Source organism: Massilia sp. Root351, from assembly GCF_001425045.1.
In the GTDB taxonomy this organism is placed as follows: domain Bacteria; phylum Pseudomonadota; class Gammaproteobacteria; order Burkholderiales; family Burkholderiaceae_D; genus Rugamonas.
On record NZ_LMDJ01000023.1, the window covers coordinates 168210 to 192504 of the forward strand.

Sequence of the window (24295 nt, forward strand, 5' to 3'; positions counted from 1 at the left end):
GCGGGGCGGTGCGCACTCTTGTCGTTCTTGCTGCAGGCGCGGCTACCGCAAGCCCAGCCACCGCAAGCCCAGCTACCGCAGGCCCAGCTGGGCGCGGGTGGGCAGGCCTTCGCAGTCGCCCCGGTACTGCACCACGCGCGCGCCAATGGCGTTGCCGCGCGCGGCCGCTGCTGCCAGCGGCAGGTCTTCGAGCAAGGCGCTTATGACGCCCACCGCGAAGCCGTCCCCGGCGCCGACGGTGTCGACCACGTTAGCCGGCGGCACCGGTGCGCCGGGAGCGACGCCCCGGCCCTCCGCGCTGGCGTAGTAGGCGCCCTGGGGGCCCAGCTTCACCACCACCTGCCGCGCCCCGCGCGCTAGGTAGAAGTCCGCGATGCCGTGCGCTTCGGCGCAGCCGGTGAGCAGCTTGCCCTCGGCCAGGCCGGGCATGACGATGTCGGCCAGGCCGGCCAGCGTATTCACGGTTTCGACCATGGCCGCCTCGGTCGGCCACAGGCGCGGGCGCAGATTGGGGTCGAAGGTGACCAGGCGTCCAGCGCCCCGCGCTTGCGCCGCCATGGTCAGCACCATGTCGCGGCAGGTGTCCGATAACGCAGGCGAGATGCCGGTCAGATGCAGCAGGCGCGCGTGCTGGTACGGGCCGGAGGGTATGTCGGTCCGCGACATGTGGCTGGCCGCCGAGCCGCGCCGGAAATACTCCACTTCCGGATCGCTGCCATCGAGCGCCATGGACTTCAGCATGAATCCGGTCGGGTAGCGTTCGTCCTGCCGCACGTGGCGCAGGTCTATGCCCTCGGCCGCCATGAAGTCCAGCAGATTGCGGGCCAGGCTGTCCTTGCCCAAGCGGCTTACGTAGCCGACGCGGTAGCCCAGGCGGCTCAATCCGACCGAGACGTTCAGTTCCGCCCCGGCCGTGGCGCGTTCGAACTGGCGCACTGCGGCCAGCGGGCCGGGCTGGCACGCCATCAGCAGGGCCATGGCCTCGCCGACGGTGACCACGTCCGGAATTTTCTCGCCGCCGGCGCCGCCCGCGCCTTCAATGTTGTCGATGTCCATGGCGCCCCGCTCAGAATTTCATGCCGGTGACCAGCGTTGCCTGCTTGCCGGGTGGGAGCGACATGCGCAGCACGTTGCCGCGCTGCTGCTTCGGTCCCTTGTCGACATTGCCCGGCGGCCCGGCAGAGATGACAAAGCCCGGCTCGACCACGGCCTTGACCGCTTTCGTGCGCGCTTCCACCTTGAGCGCCGACGGCCGGCCTTCGACCACGAAGCTGCGTTCGGCCACCTGCCTGATATCGCGGTCGCCGTGTACTTGCGCGGTCAGCACCACCGGTTTGCTGGCGCGCAGCGTGTCGCTGGTGGTCCAGGCGCCGCGCGCGAAGCTGAAGCGGCGTTCCAGCCGCTCGACGCCCAGTTCGGGGCGGTAGGCGCCGCTCAGGTCGGCGACGATGTCGGCGTGATCGCTGCCCAGCGTCAGCTTGGTGATGCGGATGCTGTCCAGCCGCGCATACGGGTAGTCGCGGAAGGCGTCGTGGCCGCCGCCCTCGTTGGCCTGGCCCTGGCCGTCCACCAGCAGCGTGTTGCTCAATTTGCTGCTCGGGATGCCGGCGTAGCCTTTCGGGCCGGTCAGGTAGCTGCCGCCGCCGTACAGGATGAAACTGCCCGCGTCCGGGTGCGAGTGGCCCATGGACAGGTGCCAGTCCGGCATCTTGCCGATCAGCGTGGCGGCATGGTGGCCCTCGGGCGGCCCGGCCCGGAAGGCGAAGGCGGTGGCCTTGCTGCTCCAGTCGCTGCGCCAGTACACGGTGCCCAGGTCGTCGAAGTGATGGTGTGGCGCGATGGCCGACATCGGCTTGGCGGCCAGCTTGTCGTCGAACCACTGCAGGGACCAGAAATCCTCCGCGCAGACGTGGCCGAGCGACTGCATCCACGTCGCCACACCCTGCGCCTCGGGATTGCCGAAGCGCTGCGCAAGGCGGTACAGCAGGTTGTAGTTGGAATGCAGTTTGCCGTCCGGATGGGTGCGGTCCGGTTCGTGGCCGACGCGCGAACGCGTGACCGGGCCTTCGAAGGCGTCGCCGAAGTCGAAGATGTCCTGGCCGTTGGGCGTCATCGAATGCGCCATGTACAGGTGGGCTTTGCGCAGCGCGGGCAGGTCGTACATGTCGTCACCGGCCGCATGCGCGAAAGCGTCCAGCGCGTGGATAATCCACGGCATGGAGAACACCCAGTACTCCACGCCTTCGTAGAAATAGCCGTCCGGTGACGCCACCGCCAGCACCCGGGTGAAAATGGCGCGCGACAGGGCGGCCCAGCCGGCCGCTTCGGGCACTTCATCGAACACGGCGTAGGCCGCCACGGCCAGCCCGGCGATGGGGATGAAGCAGTGGTTCTGGCTGTACGAATAGGATTTCCCCGCTGTTGGGGTGAAGTGCGCCGCCATGATGCGCGCCTGGCGCACCAGTTTCTCCCGGTAGCGGGTGCGCTCCTCTGCGCTCAGCACGTCGAACAGCAGGTCGTAGGCTGTTCCGAGGCCGTACAGCAGATGGCCAGCGGCCAGGTCGATGTCCGGTTTGCTGTAGGTGTAACCCCATACCGGATAGCTGAGCGCCGCGTCCATGTAAACCCTGGCGCGTTCCAGGTAGCGCGGGTCGCCTTCGACCTTGTAGGCCAGGGCAGCGCCCACCATGCCGATGCCCACCGTGTTCTGGGCGCGGCGCGTTTGCGCCGGCGAGGCTTCCGGTTCGGCGCGCATGGCCACCAGGCCGGATAGTGCCTTCTGCCAAACGGCGCTGTGGCTGCCGCGCGCGCGCTGGCGCAGCTGTTCCAGACCGGCCGCCGTGGTGAATATGCGCGGATGCACGCCGTGCAGTTCCGGGCGCAGCGGGGCAGGATGCTGCTGCATCAGCGTTTGCAGCGGATGCACGCCGCCGAAGCTGGCCTTGCCCTGCCTGGTTCCCAGTGCTTCGCGCGAATCCTGGCCGAAGGCGGGCAGGCTGGTGAGGGCGCCGCCGCTGCCGAGCGCAGGCAAGGCGAGGGCGGCGGTGCCGACAAAACGGCGCCGTGTGAATTGCTGTGTCATGGGATCTCCCGGGCGGATCAGTAGAGGCCGAGGCCGCCGTTGACCTGGATGATTTCGCCGGCCAGGAAGGCGGCGCGTTCGGAGGCAAGGAACACCACCACGTTGGCCACGTCGGCCGGTTCGCCTTCGCGGCGGGCCGGCGTGCGCTCGGCGATGGCCAGGCGGTTGGCCGGGGTGTTGAAGGTGTCGTGGAAGCGGGTGGCGATCAGGCCGGGCGAGACGCCGTTGACGCGGATGCCGAGCGGGCCGACTTCCTTGGCCAGTGCGCGCGTGAAGGTGGCCACCGCCGCCTTGGACGAGGCATAGTGCGCCGAGCCCGGACCGCCGCCGTCGAACGCGGCCAGCGAGGACATGGTGACGATCACGCCCCGCTTGCGCGGCTCCATGCGCTTTAGCGCGGCCTGGCAGATCAGGAAGGTGCTGGTCAGGTTGAGGTTCATGGATTCGTTCCACAGCGACAGCGGCATGTCCACCACGCGGCAGCGCTGGATCAGGCCACCGATGTTTGCGAACAGGACGTCGATCTCGCCGATGGCCCCTTCGGCCTCGGCGTATACCTGTTCGGCCACGGCGGCGTCGGTCAGGTCGGCCTTGATGGCCTGGGCGCGGCGGCCCATGGCGCGGATCTGCGCCACTACTGCATTGGCTTCGCCGGCGCTGCTCCAGTAAGTCAGCACCACGTCGGCGCCGGCCTGCGCCAGCGCCAGCGAGGTTGCCTTGCCGATGCCCGAGGCCCCGCCCATGACCAGGGCGCGCTTGCCGTTGAGCTCATTTGCATTCAATTCCGTCATGTCTCTCTCCAGTTGGATGGTGTTATTTTTTCGGCGCCGCAGTGGACGCCCTGACGATCAGCTCCGGCGCAAACAGCTGCCCGTCCGGCACGGCCGACGGCGCCAGGATGCGCTGCACCGCCGCATCGGCCATGGCCTGGATGGGTTGGCGCAGGGTGGTCAGCGGTGGGTCGTGTGCGGCCGAGAAGAAGATATCGTCGATGCCGATCAGGGAAAAATCTTCCGGGATGCGCTTGCCCAGCTGCTTTAGCCCGATGCCGATGCCGATGGCCATCATGTCGTTGATGGCGATGGCCGCCGTCGGTTTGCCGGGCGCGGCCAGCAGGCGCGCCGCCGCGCTGCGTCCCAGTTCGAACAGCTGCGTGTCGCCGTGCGGATCGCTGGGCGCCTCGGTGCCGTCCGCAATCACCAGTTCGCCGCTGATGCCCGCCTGCGCCACCGCCTGCTGGAAGCCGCTCACGCGTTCCTGGCGGTTCAGCGTGTAGGGCGGCGGCGTCACCAGCGCGATGGAGCGATGCCCCAACGCCACCAGGTGCTCCACCGCCATTGCCGTGGCGGCGGCGTTGTCCACCGAGATGGTGGCGATGCGGTCATGCCGTTCGTCCGAGCGCTTGATGTCGAAGGCTACCACCGGGCAGCGCGCTGTCATGGCCGCCAGGTGGTCCGTGTCGCTCAGCGCCGAGCCGGTGATGATGCCCTGCACGCCGTAGGACAGCAGGTCGGCCATCACCGCGCGTTCCCGGGCGGGATCGCGGAAGGTGCTGAAGGTCATCACGTGGCAGTGGTGGCGGGCGGCGGCCGCTTCCACGGCGCAGGCGAGCGAACCGAAAAACTGGTTGGCCAGCGAGGGCACCAGCAGGCCGACCATGGCCGCTACGCCGGTCTTGAGCTGGCGCGCCGCGCTGTTGGGACGGTAGCCCAGCTGCTCGATCGCCTGCTGGATCTTGCGCTGGGTGTCCGGCCGCATCTGGCCCATCCGGTTGTTCAGAAAATTCGAAATGCTGGAGGTGGATACGCCGGCGAGGCGGGCCACGTCCTGAATTTTGGGTTCGCTCATGGTTTCCTTGGTTTTCTTAGAATGCTGCATCCAGGCGGACGGTGAAGTAGCGGAAGGCATCGCGCGCAGGCTGCCAGCCGAGCGACTTGATGTCCGGGCCTGAGGTTTTCTTGAAGTTCAGGAAGGAGCCGACGTTGCCCGACGCGTAGTGATGGTCGGCCACGTTCTTCACGCCTATCGAGAGCTTGTACTTGCCTTTGTCGTCCGACATGGATGCTCCCAGGTCAACGATACCATAGCCCGGACGGTTCAAACTCGGGTCCTGGCTGATGGCGCCCTGCACGCGCGACTGGGTGCGCCACTGCACGTTGAAAGCGGTCTTGAACGGCAGCCAGCCCTGCGGAACGCGGTAGTCGGCGCCCATGCTCAGCTTCCACTTCGGCGCGTTCGGCATGGTGCCGCCGCTGGCGTCGCGCAGGAAGGCGCCGGGCACCAGCTGATTGGGTACCGTGCAGTCCTTGGCGCCGCTGTAGCACGGACCCTGGGTCCAGTTCAGGATGGTGGCGCGGGTGAAAGCCAGGCTGGCGTTCAGCTGCAGTTCGCGCGTGAGCAGCACGGTGCTGTCGGCCTCGAAACCCTTGGTCTGCAACGCCGGTATGCTGTACAGCACACTGGCCTGGCTGCCGTCGGAGAAGCGCTCGGTGGCCGAGGTCTGGTAGTCGTGGAAGCGGGTGCGGAAGGCGGCCGCGTTGAAAGTGGCGCGGTTGTTCCACAGGTTGGCCTTGAAGCCGAGCTCGAAACTGTCCGCCGTTTCGGCCGGCAGCGGCAGCCGCTTGAACACGTTGACGTTGTTGGCGCCGCTGGTCATGTCGTAGGCCACGCCCTTGCGGCCGGTGGCGGCCGAGCCGTAGGCCATCACGTCCGGCGTGAAGTGATAGCTGTAGGCCAGCTTGCCGGTCACGCCGGTTTCGTCGTGCTGCGGCGCGCGGTAGAAATTCTCGCCGGTGTGCACATTGTTCGGCGCGCTCGACGACAGGCTGTCGATGGTGTGGAAGGTGTAGTTGTTCGATTCCCGGTTCACGCGCAAGCCCGTGGTCAGCTTCTGGCGCGGCGCGAAGTCCCAGGTGCTGTTGCCGTAAATGGCGCGGTTCAGGTTGGACGAGGTGGTCTCGTAGTTGGTGAAGTTGGTCTCTTTCACGAACGGATTGCCGCGATAGTAGGTGCGCTCCAGGCTGTTGCGTGCGATCCAGATGCCCGCGATGTAGCGGAACGTGCCTTCGTCCGGCGAGGTCAGGCGCAATTCCTGGGTCGAGGTCTTGCTGTCGCTGGTACCGTTGATCTCCGGCGGATCGGAAATGCCGGACGGCTTGCCCTGGTGGTTGACCTGGTAGAAGGTGGAGATCAGGTCGATATTGTCGTTGTCGCGAAAGTCGTTGGACAAGTTCTTCACCACCGACGAAATCGAAGTGAGCGCGTGGCCGCGCAGCGGCGAGCTGTCCTGGAACTGGTAGTTGATGCGTACGCCGATGCCGCGGTTGGTCGCTTCCAGGCCGGTGGGCGAATCGTTGCGGATGTCGCGGTTGTAGCGGCTGACGTTAATGCCGCGCAACACCTCGGTATTGGACAGGGCGGTGTAGTTCTTGTTGTACAGGTAGCCCACGCCCGGATCGATGGAGGTGATGGCGGCGGTGTTGCCGGTCGAAAGCGAGTGATCGTAATGCGGCGTCACCAGCACATCGAGGTCGCTGTTTACCTTCCACAGGAACTTGGTGATGAAGCTCTTGCCGCCGGAGCCATTTTGCTTGCGGCCGGTGGTCAGGTTGTTCAGCAGGCCGGGGAAGTTGGTCTTGCTGGCGAACAGGCGCATGGCCACGTCGTCCGACAGGCGGCCGCTGAGGGCGGCCGAGGCGCGGTATTCGTCGTCGCTGGATTTGAACAGGCTGACGTTGGTCTTCATTGGTCCGGCGCCGATCGGCTTGGTGGTCATCACCACCGCGCCGGCGATGGCGCTCTTGCCGAACATGGTGCTTTGCGGTCCCTTCAGCACTTCCACGCGTGACACGTCGGACTGGTCCTTGAACGCCTGCTGCGCCTGGGCGTAGGGCAGGTCGTCGATGATGACAGCGATGTCGCCTTCGATGCCCAGGTTGTTCGAGGTGGTGCCGATGCCGCGCATATTGATGCTGTTGGTGCCGACCTGGGTGCCGACCGAGATCGACAGGGCGGGGGACAGGTTGACGATATCGTTGAATTCGCGCACGTTGTTGCGCTGCACGTACTCTTCGCCCAGCACCGTGATGGACTGCGGCACGTCCTCCAGTTTTTCAATGCGGCGGTTGGCGGACACCACCACCGTTTCCAGCTTCAATTGTTCGCCTGCGGGCGGGTTTTGCTGCGCCTGCGCCGGCGCGGCGATGCCCAGGGCCAGCAGCGCCGCCGCTGCCGCTATCGGGGTCGGGCGGTGCCGGATTGCGGCCTGCCACTGTTTACCAGTCATCTCTTGTCTCCGTTATCGGTTTTATAAGTCAGAACTGTATCGATTTACTGTAACGTTACAGTAAATGGCAAAAAAATATAGCCATCGCGTCTTGTCAAAGTCCGGCGGTCTTACACCGACGGCACTTGGTAAAACGATTTACTGTAACGTTGCAGTAAGCTTAAACCAATGCGGTTTGAAGTCAACAACAATTTTGTTTCCACGCGCATGCACGTTGCGGCGAGTGCTGGTAGCGGCCGCTTTGATCCAGATCAAAGAATCCGGCCGCGCCTCCCTGCATAGTATGCGGCGCCGGCACTTGCACGGCGACCATATGAAGGAGGATAGAACTATGCGCACGCAACAACCGGGTGCGGCGGCCTTGACCGCTGCCGAAGTCATGGCCCGCCTGCTCATCACGGTCGGGCCGGAAGCGGGCGTGCAGCACGCCATCGGCCTGATGCTCAAGCACCGCCTGGGGGGGCTGCCGGTGGTGGACGCGCAGGGCTGCCTGGTCGGCATGCTGAGCGAGGGCGACCTGCTGCGCCGCGCCGAGCTGGGCGAGGGCGCGGCACTGCCGCCCTGGCTCGCGCTGCTGCGCGCCAGGGGCGGCGGCAATGACAGCGGCAAGCGCGGCGCGCTGGTCGGCGAGGTGATGAGCGCGGCCGCCGTCTGCGTGGCGCCCGGCACCCCGCTCGAGCAAGTGGCGGCGCTGATGGAGGAGTTCGGCATCCAGCGCGTGCCGGTGCTGCGCGACGGACGGCTGGAGGGTATGGTGAGCCGGGCCAACCTGCTGCAAGCGCTGCTGCGCCTGGTGCCGGCGGCCGCTCCGGCTGCGGACGGGAGTGACGAGGCTGAAACCGACATGGCGGACGGTGACGGTACGGTGAGCCTGGTGGAGACGGCCGCGCTCGAAATGGACTCGGACATCGGCGCGCTGGGCCTGGGCCTGATCGACACGTTCAAGCTGCGCCGTTCGCAGCGCGCCTTCAGCCCGAGGGAGCTGCCGCGCTATCGGCTGTCGCGCCTGCTGTGGGCGGCTTTCGGCATCAACCGGGCGTCGGAACGCGGCCGCACCGCGCCGTCGGTGTCCAATGCGCAGGAGATAGACATTTACGTGGCCACGGCCAACGGCTGGTACCGCTACGACCCGGACGCGCCGGCCCTGCTGCTGTGCGGCCGGGCCGACATCCGCGCTGCGACCGGCAAGCAGGACTATCCCGCCAGCGCGCCGGTCACGCTGCTGTACGTGGCCAACCTGGCCCGGCTGCCGGCGGAGGACCACGCCGAGCGCCTGCTGCACGCCGCATTCGATGCGGGCCACATCAGCCAGAACGTGTACCTGTTCTGCGCTGCCGAAGGCATGGCCACGGTGGCGCGCGGCTGGTTCGATGCTGCCGAACTGGCTGCGCTGATGGGGCTGGGTAGCGGGCAGCGGGTCATGCTGGCGCAGACGGTAGGCTATCCGGTCGAGACGGCGTGAGCCTGTTTGCGCGCGCCGGCGGGCTTGCCGTCGCCTGAAGGCCTATCCAGAAAAGTGGTTTTGTGTAAATATTGACCGGTTAGCTCACTTACCGGTCCATCCATGAAAAAATCACTCTCGAGCCTCTTTCTCAGCGCCGGCCTGCTGGCCTTTGTGCCCGTTGCCGGCCACGCCGCCAAGCCTGCCGTCCCGGCCACGCCGGAAAAAATGAACCAGATCTACGCGGAGTACTGGGAAGAGTACTCGAAGGCGAATCCGCTGTCCGCCACCTTCAACGGCGACAACCGCTACAACGACCGCTTCGGCCCCATCACGTCCAGGGAAGCACTGGCCGAGCGCAAGCGCCTGGCCGACAAATACCTGGCCCGCACCGCCGAATTCGATCCAGCCAGGCTGGGCGCCGAGGACCGTATCAGCTACGATCTGCTGCGCTACAAGCTGCAGCAGTCGCTGGACGATATGCGCTTCCCGTCGCAGCTCACGCCCATCAACCAGACCTTCAGCCTGCACCTGCTGTTCGCGCAGCTCGGTTCGGGCAAGCTGGCGCAGCCCTTTGCCACGGTGAAGGATTACGACAACTGGCTGGCGCGCGCGGCCGGCTTTGCCCCGGCGGTGGACGGCATGATCGCCGACATGCGCGCCGGCATGGCGCGCGGCGTGGTGCAGCCCAAAATCGTCACCAGGCAGATCCTGCCGCAGCTGGAGAACCTGGGCACCGCCGACCTGGCCAAGAGCGTCTACATGGCGCCGGTGCGCCAGTTCCCCAAGGATTTCGGCGAGCAAGACAAGGCGCGCCTGACGGCCGCCTACTCGAAGCTGGTGGGCGAGCAGATTGCGCCAGCCTACCAGCGCCTGCTGGCCTTCATGCGCGACACCTACCTGCCGGCCAGCCGCGAGACCGTGGGCCTGGGTGCGCTGCCGGAAGGGAAGGCGTGGTATGACTCCAAGGTGCGCAGTTCGACCACCACCGCGCTCACCGCCGAGGAGATCCACACCATCGGCCTGAACGAGGTGACCCGCATCCGCGCGCTGTTCGAGCAAGCCAAGCAGCGCGTCGGCTTCCAGGGCACGCTGAAGGAGTTCTTCGTGCACCTGAACACCGCGCCGGAGCAGCGCTTCAGCACCCGCGAGCAGATCCAGGCCGCCTACGAAAGCCTGCGTCCGCGGGTGGAGGCGAAGACGCCGCAGTTCTTCGGCAAGATGCCGAACACCCCGTTCGAAGTGCGCCCGGTGGAATCGTTTCGCGAAGTGAGCGCCGCGCCGGCCCAGTACTTCGCGGGCCTGCCGGACGGTTCGCGTCCCGGCATCTTCTACTACAACGCCTACAAGCCGGAAACGCGCACCCGCTTCACCACGGTGGCGTTCTTCCTGCACGAAGCGATTCCAGGCCACCATTTCGAGATCAGCCTGGCCAAGGAACAGACCGGCTTCCCGGCGTTCCGCCGCAATGAAGGTACTGGCGCCTTCAGCGAAGGCTGGGGCCTGTACAGCGAAATGCTGGGCCAGGAGATGGGCTTGTACGACGATCCGTGGCAATGGTGCGGCCGCCTGTCGGCCGAGATCTGGCGCGCGGTGCGGCTGGTGGTCGACACCGGCATCCACGCCAAGGGCTGGACGCGCGAGCAGGCCATCGCCTATTTCGTCGACAATGTGCCGCAGAACGAGGTGGTGGCGGTGCAGGAGGTGGAACGCTATATCGCCGCGCCGGGCCAGGCCCTGAGCTACAAGATCGGCGAACTGAAGCTGCGCGAACTGCGCGCGCGCGCTGAACAGCAGCTAGGCGCGAAGTTCGACCTGCGCGCCTTCCACGACGAAGTACTGTCGCACGGCTCCGTGCCGCTCAGCGTGCTGGAAGCGGCAGTGGACCGCTGGCTGGCGCGCCAGGCGGCGACTGCGGGTGCTAGTGCAGGCTCTTGATCTTCCGCACCACGTTCTCGACTACCGGACCGACCTCGTTGACGATCTCAACGAGGGTTTCCTTCGGCACGCCGAGCTTTTTGCTCCAGTAAGCCACTTCCCATTCTTTTTCCACGTGGATACGCGAGCGGTCCCGCTGAAACAAATCGACTAAATTTTCCGCCATGTGTGCTCCTGTTTTTTGGGGCATCACTATAGCCGGACAGGCGCTGCCGCTCTGTGCGATAACGCACACTGGCGGGAAATTCAATCTTGCGGCCCACTGCGGAGCGCGGCGCCGCTGCCATGGCGCTGCGGCGGCGCCCTGCGTTATGCCGCAGCGTTGTCGCCAAGGCGCGCGTCGCGCGGCCGGCTGCCGTAGTGGCGGCGGTACGCGGTGGAAAAGTTGCAGGCCGCCGAGTAGCCGGCCGCGTCCGCCGCCTGCGCCACGCTGGCCCCGCCCTGCAGCAGTGCGTGCGCGCGCTGCATGCGCAGCTGGCGCACGCGTTCGAAGACCGTGACGCCCCACGCGCGCCGGGTGAGCGCCTGCAGCGACACCGGATTGGTGCCCAGCTCGCGGGCTATGCCCTGCATCGACAAATCGGCGCCGCAGCTGCTGCGCAGCAATTCCTCCAGGCGCGCCAGGCGGCGCAGGTCAAGCTCGCGCAGGGCTGGCTTGGCTGCCGCCGTGGCCTGCTGGGCGCCGACCGCCGCCAGCGCCTCGGCTGCCAATTCGATGCAGCGCGCTTCCAGGCGCAGGCGCTGCAGGCCGGGCATCAGCGCCTGCGGCGCCAGGATCTGCCTTGCCAGTTCGCGGGCGCGTGGCGTCACGGTCCACGGCTGGCGTGCCAGGTGTTCGCCGTGAAAGGACTGCAGCGCGCCGTGCGCGGCATGCCCCTGCAAACCGCCGTTCTCCAGCCACTCGGGCGTAAGCGTGAGGCTGACCTTGCGCTCGCTGCGGCCGGCCAGCCAGCGGCGCGAGAACATCTCTTGTTCGGCCAGGTTGACCAACGCACCCGCGCTGCGCTGGCGCGGATCAGCCGTGGCCGGGCCGAGGTGAAAGCGGTGATGGCCGAACGAGAGGTCGGTGGCGCCGTCGACCAGCAGCACGATCTTGATGCCGGGATTTAAGTGGTTGCTGGTGTTCATGGTGTGCAGGTCGCGCACGCAGGCGGCGTGCAGGATCAGGCCGGGGCGCAGCTGCAGCGTGTCGAACTGGCCATGCAGCACTTCCTCGTCGGCGGGCGCGCTGTTGTTGAAGGTGTAGGCGGCGCCCAGCAGGCCGGCGCTACGCACCAGGTCGGCCCGCGTGACAAACCGTGTGCTGCCGCACACTGGTGGCGCATTATTTGCCGAATCATACATTTTCTTTTTCCTTGCAAATGTTGCTTAGACAAGATTCTGCCACACTGGCGGTCTTTATGAAATAAGAATCATTCGTATTTGCACACATGGAGAAGATAATGCAGTCCCCAACGAAGTTCCCGTCGACATTCCCCGTACCGCTGCCGCTCGCCAGCCTGCTGTGCGCCGCGTTCGCCCTGCCTGCCGTGGCACAGTCCGATATGCCCACCGTGGTGGTGACCGCGTCCTCCCTGGAACAGACGTTGAAGGATGCGCCGGCCAGCATTTCAGTGTTGACGCGGGCGGACATCGAGAAGCGCCCGGTGGTCGAACTGGCCGAGCTGCTGGGAACGGTTGAGGGCGTGTCGCTGTCGCGCAGCGGCAATGCGGTGCCCGGCGTGCAGTTGCGCGGCCTGGGCCAGGCTTACACGCTGTTCCTGGTGGACGGCAAGCGCGTAAACGCCACCAGCGTGAGCTTCCGTGGCAACGATTACGACACGGGCTGGGTGCCGACTTCGGAAATTGAACGGATTGAAATCGTGCGCGGCCCGATGTCCTCGCTGTACGGGTCGGACGCCATCGGCGGCGTAGTCAACATCATCACCCGCAAAGTGGGCAAGACCTGGCGCGGCTCCATGAAGCTGGACACCGTGCTGCCGAGCGACGATGCGCAGGGCGACACCCGCACGGCCAGCTTCAGCGCCAGCGGCCCGCTGATTGCGGACGTGCTGGGCCTGCGCGTGTCGGCCGGGTACGACAAGCGCGAAGGGGACGGCAAGGTCAATGCGCCGGTGAACGGCGTGACGCAGCCGGGCTTCCCGCTGATCGCCAACCGCCAGTTCGGCGGCGCGCTGTCGTGGATGCCGGCGGCCGGGCAGGACGTGAAGCTGGGTTACGACACCAGCCGGCGCGACCACGGCGGCTTCATCCTGGAACGCCACGCCAGCGCGCTCAGCCACCAGGGGCGTTACGATTTCGGCCGCTCCGAGGTCACGCTGAACGCGGACGAGACGCGCAACCTGGTGGGTACCGTGACGGGCCAGGTCAATCCGAACAAGGCCAACAACAACAGCCTGGACGGCAAGCTGGTGCTGCCGTGGGACGCGGCCCGCCAGACCATCACCGTGGGCGGTGAACTGCGGCGTGAGAAACTGTTCGACCCTGCCAACGTGACCGGCCTGCCGGGCACGCCCGGCTACCGCCAGAATCCGACGGTGAAGCTGAGCCAGTACGCGGCCTTCGTGGAGGATGAAGTGGCGCTGCGCGACGGCCTGAAGCTGACCATCGGCGACCGCTATGACCACCACGAGAACTTCGGCGCGCACCACAGCCCGCGCGCCTACCTGGTCTATCACGCCACGCCCGGCATCACGCTCAAGAGCGGCTGGGCGCGCGCCTTCCGCGCGCCGACGCTGCTGCAGGGCAGCCAGAACTGGGGTTCGGTGTCGTGCGGCAGCGCCACGGTGGGCTGCTACATTGTTGGCAGCGCTGCGCTGAAGCCGGAAACGAGCACCAGCAAGGAACTGGGCGCGCAATTCGACTACGGCAAGGTGGGCGGCGGTTTCACGTTCTTCCGCAACGACCTGAAGGACATGATCGACATCACCAGCCGTACGGCGGACCGCAAGCTGGCGCCGTCGTACAGCAATTTCATCGGCTTCCTGCCGGACGGGCGGCCGATCTTTGCCTATCAGAATATCGCCAAGGTGCGCACCAAGGGTGTGGAGACCAGCCTGAGGGCGGAATTCTCGCCGCAGGTGTCGGTTCGGGCCAATTACACTTACACGGACGCGAAGAACGTCAGCGGCGCGATCGGGCTGCCGATGATTTACCGGCCCAAGAACAACGCCAACGTGACGCTGGACCTGCGTCCGGCCGACAGCTGGACCGCGTCCGCCACCGCGCGCTACATCGGGGAACAGTACCTGAACGTGCCTGCCAGCGGCCTGAACCTGGTGAAAAAGGGCGCTTACACCGTGGCGGACGTGAACGCGGCCTACCGCTGGAACAAGAACCTGACCGTCAGCGCAGGTGTGCTGAACCTGGGCGACAAGGGCAGCCAGCGCGACACGTCGGCCGACTTCAACGAGGAAGGCCGCCGCGTATTCCTGTCTCTGTTGGCGAAATTCTGATGAACACGCATCCGCGTATGACATTGCCGCGCGCGATGCTCGCCGTGGCGCTGGCGGCTGCGGTGGCCACCGCTCCGGCGCTGGCCCATGCGGCCGAGGGGGCGCAAACTGGGGCCGGCCTGGCGAGCTTCGGCGGTACGCTGGAGGCGCAGACGCACCGCGAGCATCCGCTGCAGCTGGCCGAGGGCGACTTTGTGCAGGGGCGGCTGGTGGGCAAGGGCATGCGTTTGGTGCTGATGGACCGCGACGGCAAGCGCGCCAAGATATTGGCCAAGGGCCGCCGCGACGACCAGGACTTCATGTTCGTTGCGGGCGACCGTGGACCGTATGCGCTGGACGTGCGCGCGCCGGAAGCGGGCAGCTACCAGTTGAGCGTGCAGCATCGCGTGCCGCGTGCGGAGCAGGTGGCGCCGCCGCCGGCCATCGACAGCCCGCGCCTGCGCGCGCTCCAGCAGCAACTGGCGCAGGGCGGCGGCACGGATGCTTTCTGGGCCGAAGCTGCAGCGCAGGGCGGGCCGCTGATCGAGGGAGGCACGGCAGGTGCAACGGCTGGCAGCGGCCCGCAGATCAGCCCGTCCCTGGCCAGGGACGAACTGCTGCTCACCTTCCTGTGGCGCGGCGCACAGCGCAATGTCCGCATCTTGGGCGCGCCATCGTCGGACCACGATGAGATGCAGCGCCTGGGCGGCAGCGACGTGTGGTACCGCAGCTACCGGGTGCCGGCCAGCACCCGCCTGAGCTACCGCCTGGCGCCGGACGTGCCGGAATTGAATGGCACGGCCATGCAGCGCCGCCGCGCCATCCTCGCGACGGTGCAGCGCGACCCGCTGAACCCGCGCAGCTTTCCGGCCAGGCCGCTTGACCAGTACGACGGCGCCTCGGTGCTGGAACTGCCCGCTGCGCCCCCGCAGCAGTGGGTGCAGCCGCGTGCCGGCGTGCCGCAGGGCGGGCTGGAAAAGCTGCGCCTGGCCAGCAAACACCTGGGCAACGAACGCGACATCTACTTGTACCGTTCGCACGGCTACCGTCCTGGTGCAAAGGGCAACGCCCTGGTCGTGCTGTTTGACGCCGAGAACTACACCACCGACGTGCCCACGCCGGCGATCCTGGACAACCTGGTCGCCGCCGGCGCCTTGCCGCCCACCGCCGCCATCCTGATCGCCAATCCCAGCGGCGAGACGCGCTCGGCCGAGCTGCCGCCCAACCCGGCGTTCGCGCGCTTCCTGTCGCAGGAACTGATGCCGTGGGCGCGCCAGCGGGGTGTGCATGCGCCGGCCGCGCAGACGGTGATCGCAGGCGCCAGCTATGGCGGGCTGGCGGCGGCCTATGCGGGCCTGAAGCATCCCGAACTGTTCGGCAAGGTGTATAGCCAGTCCGGCTCGTTCTGGTGGGCGCCGCCGCAGCAGGACGCCGAGTGGCTGACCCGCCAGTTCGTGGACCTGCGTGCCGCTGCGCGCCGGCCGCCGCTGCGCTTTCTGCTGGAGGCCGGGCAGTTCGAAACCGGCCGCAATGGCGGCGCCGGCATTGTCGATACCACCCGCCATTTGCGCGATGTATTGCGCGCCAAGGGCTACGCGGTGGCGCACCGCGAATACGCGGCGGGCCACGACTATTACCACTGGCGCGGTAGCCTGGCGAATGGCCTGATAGAGATGATAGGCAAAAGGTGAAGCACTAAACGTTGAATCGCGGTTAAAATACGCCGTTTCCATCCCAGCGAATTGACCGACGTGCTACGCCGTATGCTGCCCCTGCTAATTGCCTACCTGTTGCTGATGTCGCAACAGGTAGCGCTGTCGCACGGCTATACGCACTGGGCGCCGATACAAAAGGCCGTTGGCGGCGAAATGCTGGCCTCGGCCAGCGCCGCACCGGAAGCCACGCTGGTCGACCACATCTGCCTGCAATGCGTGGCCGCCGCGGAACTGGCGTTCGCCGTCAGCAGCCCGCTGCTGCGCTTCAAGGCGCCCGACAGCAGGCCTTCCTTGCCGGCGCAGCTGTTGCTGCAGGTGCGCGAGCGCCTTGCCACCGTTGTATTCCAATCCCGGGCTCCCCCGGTCCTCTGACAAAAAAACACTCCCAGTCGGGCATGCGCGCCAGGAAGGCGCGCAGCCGCTTCACGTCTTTTTTGTTTTAGAGGTTCATATGATTTTCACCCGTACCCTGATCGCTACGGCGGTCCTGTCCGCCATTTCGTCCGCCGCTGTTGCCCAGTCCACCGACGCGGCCATTCCCAAAGTGCTGGTGACCGCCAGCCCCTTCAAAACGGCGGAGGGCGACCAGATCCTGACTCCTGCCAAAGTGCTGGCCGGCGACGAGCTGCGCGACAAGATGGGCAGCTCGCTGGGCGATACGCTGTCGCAGGAACTGGGCGTGTCCGCCTCGGCCTTCGGCGCCGGCGCCTCGCGTCCCATCATTCGCGGCATGGAAGGCGCGCGCGTCAAGATGCTGGAGAACGGCATGGCGGTGTCGGACGTGTCCGGCCTGTCGAACGACCATGCGGTGGCGGCCGAAGGCGCGGTGGCGCGCCAGGTTGAAATCCTGCGCGGCCCTGCGGCGCTGCTGTACGGCTCGGGCGCCATCGGCGGCCTGGTCAACGTGGTCAACGAGCGCATCCCGACCGCGCTGGAAAAGAAGCCGACCGGCCAGGTCGAAGCGCGCTACAGTACCGTCGACAGCGGCAAGAACCTGTCCGGCACCGTCGACGGCGCAGTAGGCCAGTTCGCGCTGCATGTGGACGGCAACTTGCGCAACGCGGACGACTACAAGATTCCGGAAAACCGCGTGGTCAACGACCCTGGCTCGGCTTCCGGCCGCCTGCCGCATTCGGCCACGCGCGAACGCAACGCGGGCCTGGGCGGTTCCTATATCGCGGACTGGGGTTTTGTTGGCGCTTCCGTGTCGCGCCTGGACAATGTGTACGGCATCCCGAGCGATGAAGGTTCGAAGATCGACCAGAAGCAAACCCGCTACGATATCGACAGCCTGGTGCGCAAGCCGTTCGACGGTTTCGAGAGCTTCAAGTTCAAGGCCGGCTACACCTCCTACGAACACGCGGAGCTGGACGAAGAGAACGCGCCTGTGGTGATCTTCAACAACCGCTCGCTGGAAACCCGCGCCGAGCTGGCGCACAACCCGATCGCCGGCATGCGCGGCACCTTCGGCGTGCAGACCGAAAACACGCACTTCTCTGCGCTAAGCCCTGAAGGCGCGGCCGATACCGTGCCGGTCACGCATTCGACTTCCACCGCCGGCTTCCTGGTGGAAGAAGCCAGGGTGGGCGAGTTCCTGCTGAGCGCCGGCGCCCGCGTGGAATCGGTCAAGCGCAAGCCCGTGACCGGCCAGGACCGCGCTTTCAACTTGAATTCTGGCTCGCTCGGCACGTTGTGGACCTTCGCGCCAGGCTATGGCGCAGGCGCCACCTTCTCGTACGCCGAGCGCGCACCGGCCACGGAAGAGCTGTACTCCGGCGGCCCGCACGACGCCACCGTCACCTTCGACATCGGCAACCCGGACTTCAGGAAGGAAGCCTCGCGCAACATCGAATTGAGCGTGCAGAAGACCACGGGCCTGGTTCGCTGGAAGGCCAACCTGTTCCGCAACAAGGTGCGCGATTTCATCTACGGGCATATCACGGGCCAGCTGCTGGACGAGGAAGGCAACCCGGGCGACGAACTGCGCGAGCGCATCTTTGAGCAGGCCAACGCCACCATCAAGGGCGCGGAAGCCGAAATCACCTATAACGCGCAGGGCAGCGGCTGGTCGGGACGCCTGTTCGCCGATACCTCGAAGGGCAAGCTGGATAACGCGGGCAACCTGCCGCTGCAGCCGGCCAGCCGTTTCGGCGCCAGCGTCGGCTTCCGCGAAGGCGCATGGCGCGGCGGCTTGTCGCTGGTGCACGCGAACGGCCAGGACCGCCTGGCGTCGTTCGAGACCACGCCGACCGCGTCGTACAACCAGGTCAATGCGAACTTTTCGTACACGCAGAAACTCGGCTCGCAGGACGTCACCTGGTTTGTGCTGGCCAAGAACCTGCTGAACGACGAGATCCGCATGTCGACCTCGGTGCTGAAGGATATCGCGCCTTTGCCGGGCCGCAATATCGTGCTGGGCGTGCGCACCAAGTTCTGATCAGCGCTTGGGCCTGCGCTTGGTGTAACTGCCCGAGCGCGGCGCTTTCCTGGCCCGGTATTTAGCGATGCCGCGCCAGGACCAGATGCCAAAGGCAATGAACACCGGCAGCAGCAATAGGGCCGACCAGTACGTAAAAGACTGCGAAAGCATGGGGGGTGTGCATGACTGCCTGAAAGGGCCGCCATTCTAGCACGCACCCCCGTGCTCAGTTTTGCGCCGCTTGCCAGGCGTAGGGGCCGATAATGGTGCCGACGAATCCGCCCGCCTTGCGGGTGGACAGGAACGTGGCGTCCAGCTTGTCCGCCAGTGTCCTGGTCTTGCCGCCGATGGTATAGCTGAACGCCATGCTGCCGCCATCTGCCTTCAAGGTCAACGTCGCGGTGTCGCCCGCAAGCGGCGCGCTGGCCACCAGCACATCCTCATTCGATTTCGCCCTGGTGTACAGGGCCAGCACATTCTTGCCGCCGATGCGGCTTATTCCGTAGAACAGATGGGACTCGTCGCTCTGGTAGGCCAGCAGGCCGGCGCGGTCGCCGTCGTGTACGGGGCGGAAGCTGAGCGTGGTGGATACGGTGGTGATGTGGTGCTGCTGGCGGCGCGCGATAAAAGATGGCGTGCTTTTCAGGTCGCCCAGCCGGCCGCCCGGCGTCAGTACCAGCTGGCCTTTGTCCAGTTTGTAGAATGGGGTGGCCGGCGTGCGTACGCCTATCCATTGGTCCGACAGGGTGCTGCCGCTGAATTCGTCCGTATAGCTGATATCACCGGTGAAAGGCTGGGCCGGCCGGACGCCGGTGCCTAAACCGGGAATAGCCGGCTTGGGAACGGTGAACGGAATGCGCTTGCCCGCTTCCAGCACCACCGGCCAGCCATCCTGCCATGTCACCGGCAGCAAGAAGGTTTCGCGGCCGATGTTGTACAAGTCCGGGCCGTAAGGGCGGGTGGCCAGGAAGGTGGCCCACCATTCGCCGCTCTGCGTCTGCACGAACTTGGCATGGCCGGCCGAGGTCACTGGGTTGGCGCGGCTGGCGTCCAGTGAGCGCTGGCTCAGGATGGGGTTGTGCTCGAACGGCACGAACGGACCGCGCACGCTGGTGGAGCGGAACACCACCTGGGAGTGCTGGTCGCCGGTGCCGCCTTCGGCCGCGGTCAGGTAGTAGTACTCGCCGCGCTTCAGCAAGTGCGGTCCCTCGATCCAGATCGGCTTGGTGGAAATGTCGACACCGCCGTTTACGATCAGCGTGCGCTCGCCCACCATGGCGAGCGTTTTCGGATCAAACTCCTGCACCCAGATCGCGCGGTGGCCGTCGTAGCGCGGGGTTTCAACAGGATCGCCATTGTTCACGATGTAGGCCTTGCCGTCGGTGTCCCAGAAGATGGACGGGTCGATGCCGCCGAACTTCACGGGCTTGGGATCGGACCACGGGCCGGCCGGATTGGTGGCCGTCATCACCACGTTGCCGCCGCAGTCGACGCAGGTGGTAACCACGTAGAACACGCCGTTGTTGTGCGAGATGTCCGGCGCGTAGATGCCGCGCGAGGAGCGCAGACCCTGGAAGTTGAACTGGCCGGGACGGCTGATGGCGTTGCCGATCTGCTTCCAGCTCACCAGGTCGCGCGAGTGGAACACCGGCAGGCCGGGATAATTCGTGAACGAGGAGTTGATCAGGTAGTAATCGTCGCCCACGCGGGTGACCGACGGGTCCGGGTAGTAGCCAGACAGGATGGGGTTGCGGAATTCGTTGGCGGCCGGCTGCGCGCTTTCCTGCGCGTGGCCTTCGTAGCTGAAGCGCTCGAAGCGTGCCTCTGCGGCGTGTGCGCTCGCGGCTGTACCGGCCAGGGCGGCGGCGAGGATGATCGCCAGGCGTTGTTGTCTCATTGTTGTTGTCTCGCTGTTATTGTAAGTTTTTGACGTCTACCATAGCGTATATCATAATGAATAGCGCTACCATTAGCATCCTGCCGGATTCGGCATAAGACGTCAACAGGAGACATGATGAATCGACTTTGCCGCGGCGCCGCTGCCGCATGGACGGCTGCGCTTTGCCTGGGCAGCCTGACCGGACTGCCCGCCGCCGCCGCCGACAACGGCAATGGCAGCTACACCAACCCGCCGCTGTACGCCGACTACCCGGACCCGGACATCATCCGCGTGGGCGAAGACTTCTATTTCGTCACCACCACCTTCGCCAACAGTCCCGGCCTGACGCTGCTGCACTCGAAAGACCTGGTGAACTGGGCCTTCGCCTCGCACCTGGTGCCACGGCTGGACGGCGATGAGCGCTTCGACCTGAAGCAGGGCGGCGCCTACCGCCACGGCATGTTTGCCGCCAGCCTGCGGCACCACGCCGGCATGTTCTACGTGGCGGTAACGCCGGTCAACCAGAACACGCGTATCTACTACAGCAAGGATATCAAGGGGCCGTGGGCCTACCATACCCTGGACCGCCCGGCCTTCGACCCGGCCTTGTTCATTGAACCGGATGGCAAGGCCTATATCGCAAGCTCCGGCGGCTGGGACGGCACGGTCACACTGCTGACGCTCAGCGGCGATTTCTCCAAGGTGACGGATGCGCGCAAGATCCACTATTACAAGGGGGCCGAAGGCTCGAAGCTGGTCAGGCGCGGCGAGTACTACTACCTGTTTAATGCCTTGCCTTCCAAACTGGCGCTGGTGGTGTCGCGCGCGAAAAGCCTGCAAGGACCTTGGGAGACGCGCCCGCAGATCGACGATCGCAGCGGCGGTCACCAGGGCGCCATCGTCGATCTGCCGGACGGCGGCTGGTATGGTTTCGTGATGGTGGACGCAGGGCCGATCGGGCGCATGACGAATATCAGTCCGGTGTTCTGGGAAGATGGCTGGCCCGTGTGGGGCACGAAGGAGGCGCCGGGCCGCGTGCCTGCGGTGGCGCCCAAGCCAGTACAAGGCCGGCCGGTACTGGCGCTGGCCGCCTCGGACGATTTCAGCGCGCCGCGGCTGGGGCTCCAGTGGCAGTGGAACCACAACCCGGTCGACAGCCGCTGGTCGCTTGGCGAGCGGCCGGGCTTCCTGCGCTTGAAGCCGACCGAGGCGACCGAGTTCTGGACCGCGCGCAATACGCTGACGCAGAAAGGGCAGGGGCCGTGGAGCCGTGGCGTCGTATCGCTCGACGTGGCCAATCTGAAGGAGGGCGACGTGTGCGGCTTCGGCACGCTGGGCAAGTTCAACGGCCATATCGCCGTGGTGGGCGGCGCCGGGGGCAAGCTGTCGCTGCGCATGGAGGTGATCGAGGATACGGCGGCGGGCAGGCAGTCGGATGTGCGGGTGCCGTCGCTGCCTTTGCCGGCGACATCGGCTTTGGCGGCCGGCAGGATCCACCTGCGCACGGACATGGACTTCAAGACCAATCTGGCCGAGGTGGCGTACAGCGTGGACGGCAAGCAGTGGCACGGCCTGGGCGGCAGCTTCAAGCTGGCCTATGACTGGCGAACCGGCACGTTCCAGGGGCAGCAGTTTGCGCTGTTCTGCTACAACCCGAAACCCGGCGCGGGCTTCCTCGACGTGGACAGCTTCGAGTTCACCCGCGCCGAGGCGCCGCCGCAGAGCTAAGGCCGCGCGCGGCCAGGCAGTTGTGGCAGGCCTGCGCTTTGCGGCAGGCCTGGGCGGCGCGGCTGCCGGGTCAGGCGGCGCGCTGCGGCATGTCGCGCAGCGCCTTGGCGATAGCTTCGCGCAGCGGCTTGGCGCGCAGCTGGTCGTCGAAGGGGGCAGGGCGCTGCGCCTTGCCGTCGGTGCGCGCCGCTTCCTTCCACGTCTGCAGCCAGTTCACGTGGTCGGCCATGCCCCACAGCAGGAGGTCGCGGCAGCGCGGATAGCTCAGCGTCAGGTCGAGGTAGTCGCGCGCCAGGGCGGCCACACCCGCATCGCGCTTGGCGAAATCCACCGGCAGCTTGCGGTCGTTCACGTCGAACTCCGTAATCAGCAAGTCGTAGCCCATGCCGGTCGCCTCGTCCAGGAACTTGCGCCACTCACTGCTGGCGGCCGTGTCGGCGGGCGGCAGCGAATCGCCGATGTGGCTTTGCAGGCCGAGCGCATGCACCGGCGTGCCGCGTGCACGCAAGTCGGCCAGCAGCTTGAGCACGCCCGCGCGATGCTTGGCACTGCCCGCGCCGGGATTCATGTAGTCGTTGTAGACCAACTGCGCGTGCGGCGCATGTTCGTGCGCCAGCCGGAAGGCCAGGTCGATCTCGTCCAGCGCGCCCAGGCGCTTGCTGAACACGTTCTCGATCAGCCGGCCCGTGGCCGGGTCGACCGCCTCGTTCACCACGTCGTAGCTGACGATGTCCTTGCCGAAGTGGCCGCACACGGCCTTGATATGCTCACCCAGCAAACGCTCGGCGGCCTGCTTGGGCTGGGCGCCGAAGTCGTAGGCGCTGACCCAGTCCGGCAGCCATTTCGGCGATTGCCAGATCAGTGTGTGGCCGCGGATCGCCATGCCTTCCTTCTTGGCCCAGGCGAACATTTCGTCCGGCACCGCGAACTGGTGCGGGCCGGGACGCGGCTGCAGCGCTGGCCATTTGGTCTCGTTCTCGGCTACGATCATGTTGCACTCGCGGGCCATGAGCTGGCGGTAGGCAGGGCCGCCCACCTTGCCAAGCGCATTACCGAAGCGCATGCCCTTTTTCGCGGCGATGTCTTTCAGCGGCTCGGGTGCGGGTGGGGCGGCCAATGTTTCGGCCAGGGCCGATGGCGGCAGCAGCAGGGCGCCGGCGGCGGCTCCGAGCAGGTGCAAGGTGTTGCGTCGCGTAGTCATGTGTCTCCTTTGTTAGATTTTATAACGGCGTTTAGTGCGGAATGATAGCGCAATCTATTCTATTTCGGCTTATCATGTTATATCAACCATTTTCGCAGGAAACAGCCTGAATGCACCCAGATTCCAAACGCAGTCCGAATATGATCGACGTGGCCAGGCTGGCCGGCGTGTCGCCCATGACGGTGTCGCGCGTCATGAACGGTAAAGACATCGTGCGCGGCAGCACCCGCAAGAAGGTGGCCGAAGCGGTGGCGGCGCTGAACTACGCGCCCAATCCGGAAGCGCGCACCATCGCCGGCCTGAAGCCGATACGGGTCGGCTTCCTGTACAGCAAACCGAGCGGCGCCTACCTCGCGGAATTCCTGCTTGGCCTGCTCAACCAGGCCAGCCTGAATAATGTGCAGTTGCTGGTGGAGCAGTGCGGGGAGGGCAAGGAGGCATTGACGCAGGCGCAGCGCCTGCTGGACAGCAACCTGGATGGCATCATCCTGCCGCCGCCGCTGTGCGACCGCGCCCCGATTGTCGACCTGGCGGTCAATTCCGGCGTGCCGCTGGTGGTGGTGGCCTGCGGCCAGCCCGACAGCCGCGCCAGCGCCGTCAGCATCGATGAACACGGCGCCGCCTACGAAATGACGCGCCACCTGATCGAACTGGGACATGAACGCATCGGTTTCGTGATGGGCAACCCGGCCCAGTCCTGCAGCGCGCTGCGGCTGGCCGGCTACCAGGCCGCGCTGCGCGATTTCGGCGGCCAGCTGGCGCCCGAGCTGGTGGTGCCGGGCCTGTTCAACTACCGGTCGGGGCTGGACGCGGCCGAACAGCTGCTGGCGCTGCGCGACCGTCCGACCGCGATTTTCGCCAGCAACGACGACATGGCTGCGGCGGTAGTGGCGGTGGCGCACCGGCTGCGGCTGGACGTGCCGGGCGACCTGACCGTGACCGGCTTCGATGACACCGCGCTGGCCATGACGATCTGGCCGGCGCTGACCACCGTGCGCCAGCCAACAGCGGCCATGGCGGAGGCGGCGGTGCAGTGCCTGGTGCGCCAGGTGCAGGCCCAGCGCAGCCAGCAGCCGGGCGCCACCGAGCAGCTGTCCATCGGCTTCACGCTGATCCGGCGCCAGTCCGACGCGCCGCCCCGGATCCGGCCGCCTGCCCGCGCTTATTGAAAAA

General features: G+C 66.3%; 17 protein-coding genes. 8 read left to right on the forward strand and 9 right to left on the reverse strand.

What is annotated here, in order from left to right; all coding sequences use genetic code 11:
- Window positions 1–72 precede the first annotated feature (72 nt).
- The 5 genes from ASD15_RS17940 to ASD15_RS17960 are packed head-to-tail and all read right to left on the reverse strand — an operon-like array spanning window position 73 to window position 7367.
- Entirely contained in the window at window positions 73–1056 is a 984-nt protein-coding gene (locus tag ASD15_RS17940; protein WP_057156366.1) for a sugar kinase, read from the reverse strand.
- 10 nt (window positions 1057–1066) lie between these two features.
- Entirely contained in the window at window positions 1067–3082 is a 2016-nt protein-coding gene (locus ASD15_RS17945; protein ID WP_057156367.1) for a DUF4962 domain-containing protein, read from the reverse strand.
- Between the two features lie 17 nt (window positions 3083–3099).
- Window positions 3100–3873 carry an SDR family NAD(P)-dependent oxidoreductase gene (locus ASD15_RS17950; RefSeq protein ID WP_200953990.1) on the reverse strand — a complete coding sequence of 258 codons (774 nt, stop codon included), beginning with the start codon at window positions 3871–3873 and terminating at the stop codon, window positions 3100–3102.
- A 22-nt stretch (window positions 3874–3895) separates the two neighbouring features.
- Window positions 3896–4930, reverse strand: a complete 1035-nt coding sequence (locus ASD15_RS17955; RefSeq protein WP_057156368.1) for a LacI family DNA-binding transcriptional regulator — start codon at window positions 4928–4930, stop codon at window positions 3896–3898.
- Window positions 4931–4946: 16 nt separating this feature from the next.
- Window positions 4947–7367 (reverse strand): TonB-dependent receptor, encoded by a 2421-nt coding sequence (locus tag ASD15_RS17960; protein ID WP_057156370.1) that lies wholly within the window; start codon window positions 7365–7367, stop codon window positions 4947–4949.
- A gap of 331 nt (window positions 7368–7698) precedes the next feature.
- Between ASD15_RS17960 and ASD15_RS31815 the strand changes: the two genes are divergently transcribed.
- A complete protein-coding gene (locus tag ASD15_RS31815; protein ID WP_162249916.1) occupies window positions 7699–8829 on the forward strand; it encodes a CBS domain-containing protein in 1131 nt (376 codons plus the stop codon).
- A 102-nt stretch (window positions 8830–8931) separates the two neighbouring features.
- Window positions 8932–10746, forward strand: coding sequence for a DUF885 family protein (locus tag ASD15_RS17970; RefSeq protein WP_057156372.1), 1815 nt, complete (start codon window positions 8932–8934; stop codon window positions 10744–10746).
- Here ASD15_RS17970 and ASD15_RS17975 read toward each other — a convergent pair.
- Together ASD15_RS17975 and ASD15_RS17980 are read right to left on the reverse strand one after the other, a co-directional pair.
- Entirely contained in the window at window positions 10730–10912 is a 183-nt protein-coding gene (locus ASD15_RS17975) for a DUF3606 domain-containing protein (protein WP_057156374.1), read from the reverse strand. The genes ASD15_RS17970 and ASD15_RS17975 overlap by 17 nt on opposite strands.
- A 143-nt stretch (window positions 10913–11055) precedes the next feature.
- On the reverse strand, window positions 11056–12090 hold the full coding sequence (locus ASD15_RS17980) for an AraC family transcriptional regulator (protein ID WP_057156376.1): 1035 nt from the start codon (window positions 12088–12090) through the stop codon (window positions 11056–11058).
- Between the two features lie 98 nt (window positions 12091–12188).
- Between ASD15_RS17980 and ASD15_RS17985 the strand changes: the two genes are divergently transcribed.
- The 4 genes from ASD15_RS17985 (at window position 12189) to ASD15_RS18000 (ending at window position 18332) form a co-directional block, all read left to right on the forward strand.
- Window positions 12189–14201, forward strand: coding sequence for a TonB-dependent receptor domain-containing protein (locus ASD15_RS17985; protein ID WP_057156746.1), 2013 nt, complete (start codon window positions 12189–12191; stop codon window positions 14199–14201).
- A gap of 17 nt (window positions 14202–14218) precedes the next feature.
- Window positions 14219–15871, forward strand: a complete 1653-nt coding sequence (gene fes / locus ASD15_RS17990; RefSeq protein ID WP_229418249.1) for an enterochelin esterase — start codon at window positions 14219–14221, stop codon at window positions 15869–15871.
- Between the two features lie 72 nt (window positions 15872–15943).
- Window positions 15944–16267, forward strand: coding sequence for a hypothetical protein (locus ASD15_RS17995; RefSeq protein ID WP_157201003.1), 324 nt, complete (start codon window positions 15944–15946; stop codon window positions 16265–16267).
- Between the two features lie 79 nt (window positions 16268–16346).
- Window positions 16347–18332 carry a TonB-dependent receptor gene (locus tag ASD15_RS18000; RefSeq protein WP_057156381.1) on the forward strand — a complete coding sequence of 662 codons (1986 nt, stop codon included), beginning with the start codon at window positions 16347–16349 and terminating at the stop codon, window positions 18330–18332.
- Between the two features lie 208 nt (window positions 18333–18540).
- Here ASD15_RS18000 and ASD15_RS18005 read toward each other — a convergent pair whose 3' ends face one another.
- Window positions 18541–20211, reverse strand: coding sequence for a glycoside hydrolase family 43 protein (locus ASD15_RS18005; RefSeq protein WP_057156383.1), 1671 nt, complete (start codon window positions 20209–20211; stop codon window positions 18541–18543).
- A gap of 114 nt (window positions 20212–20325) precedes the next feature.
- Between ASD15_RS18005 and ASD15_RS18010 the strand changes: the two genes are divergently transcribed.
- Entirely contained in the window at window positions 20326–21921 is a 1596-nt protein-coding gene (locus ASD15_RS18010) for a glycoside hydrolase 43 family protein (RefSeq protein ID WP_200953991.1), read from the forward strand.
- A gap of 70 nt (window positions 21922–21991) precedes the next feature.
- Here ASD15_RS18010 and ASD15_RS18015 read toward each other — a convergent pair whose 3' ends face one another.
- On the reverse strand, window positions 21992–23122 hold the full coding sequence (locus ASD15_RS18015) for an endo-1,4-beta-xylanase (RefSeq protein ID WP_057156385.1): 1131 nt from the start codon (window positions 23120–23122) through the stop codon (window positions 21992–21994).
- 110 nt (window positions 23123–23232) lie between these two features.
- Between ASD15_RS18015 and ASD15_RS18020 the strand changes: the two genes are divergently transcribed.
- A complete protein-coding gene (locus ASD15_RS18020; protein WP_057156386.1) occupies window positions 23233–24291 on the forward strand; it encodes a LacI family DNA-binding transcriptional regulator in 1059 nt (352 codons plus the stop codon).
- The last annotated feature ends 4 nt before the right edge of the window (window positions 24292–24295 follow it).

Coding starts and splice junctions, on each gene's coding strand:
- ASD15_RS18000 (WP_057156381.1), top strand. CDS start 16,347: ATGATTTTCACCCGTACCCTGATCGCTACGGCGGTCCTGTCCGCCATT.
- ASD15_RS31815 (WP_162249916.1), top strand. CDS start 7,699: ATGCGCACGCAACAACCGGGTGCGGCGGCCTTGACCGCTGCCGAAGTC.
- ASD15_RS17950 (WP_200953990.1), bottom strand. CDS start 3,873: ATGACGGAATTGAATGCAAATGAGCTCAACGGCAAGCGCGCCCTGGTC.
- fes (WP_229418249.1), top strand. CDS start 14,219: ATGACATTGCCGCGCGCGATGCTCGCCGTGGCGCTGGCGGCTGCGGTG.
- ASD15_RS17975 (WP_057156374.1), bottom strand. CDS start 10,912: ATGGCGGAAAATTTAGTCGATTTGTTTCAGCGGGACCGCTCGCGTATC.
- ASD15_RS17940 (WP_057156366.1), bottom strand. CDS start 1,056: ATGGACATCGACAACATTGAAGGCGCGGGCGGCGCCGGCGGCGAGAAA.
- ASD15_RS17945 (WP_057156367.1), bottom strand. CDS start 3,082: ATGACACAGCAATTCACACGGCGCCGTTTTGTCGGCACCGCCGCCCTC.
- ASD15_RS17985 (WP_057156746.1), top strand. CDS start 12,189: ATGCAGTCCCCAACGAAGTTCCCGTCGACATTCCCCGTACCGCTGCCG.
- ASD15_RS17955 (WP_057156368.1), bottom strand. CDS start 4,930: ATGAGCGAACCCAAAATTCAGGACGTGGCCCGCCTCGCCGGCGTATCC.
- ASD15_RS18020 (WP_057156386.1), top strand. CDS start 23,233: ATGCACCCAGATTCCAAACGCAGTCCGAATATGATCGACGTGGCCAGG.
- ASD15_RS17970 (WP_057156372.1), top strand. CDS start 8,932: ATGAAAAAATCACTCTCGAGCCTCTTTCTCAGCGCCGGCCTGCTGGCC.
- ASD15_RS18010 (WP_200953991.1), top strand. CDS start 20,326: ATGATGAATCGACTTTGCCGCGGCGCCGCTGCCGCATGGACGGCTGCG.
- ASD15_RS17995 (WP_157201003.1), top strand. CDS start 15,944: ATGCTGCCCCTGCTAATTGCCTACCTGTTGCTGATGTCGCAACAGGTA.
- ASD15_RS18015 (WP_057156385.1), bottom strand. CDS start 23,122: ATGACTACGCGACGCAACACCTTGCACCTGCTCGGAGCCGCCGCCGGC.
- ASD15_RS17960 (WP_057156370.1), bottom strand. CDS start 7,367: ATGACTGGTAAACAGTGGCAGGCCGCAATCCGGCACCGCCCGACCCCG.
- ASD15_RS17980 (WP_057156376.1), bottom strand. CDS start 12,090: ATGTATGATTCGGCAAATAATGCGCCACCAGTGTGCGGCAGCACACGG.
- ASD15_RS18005 (WP_057156383.1), bottom strand. CDS start 20,211: ATGAGACAACAACGCCTGGCGATCATCCTCGCCGCCGCCCTGGCCGGT.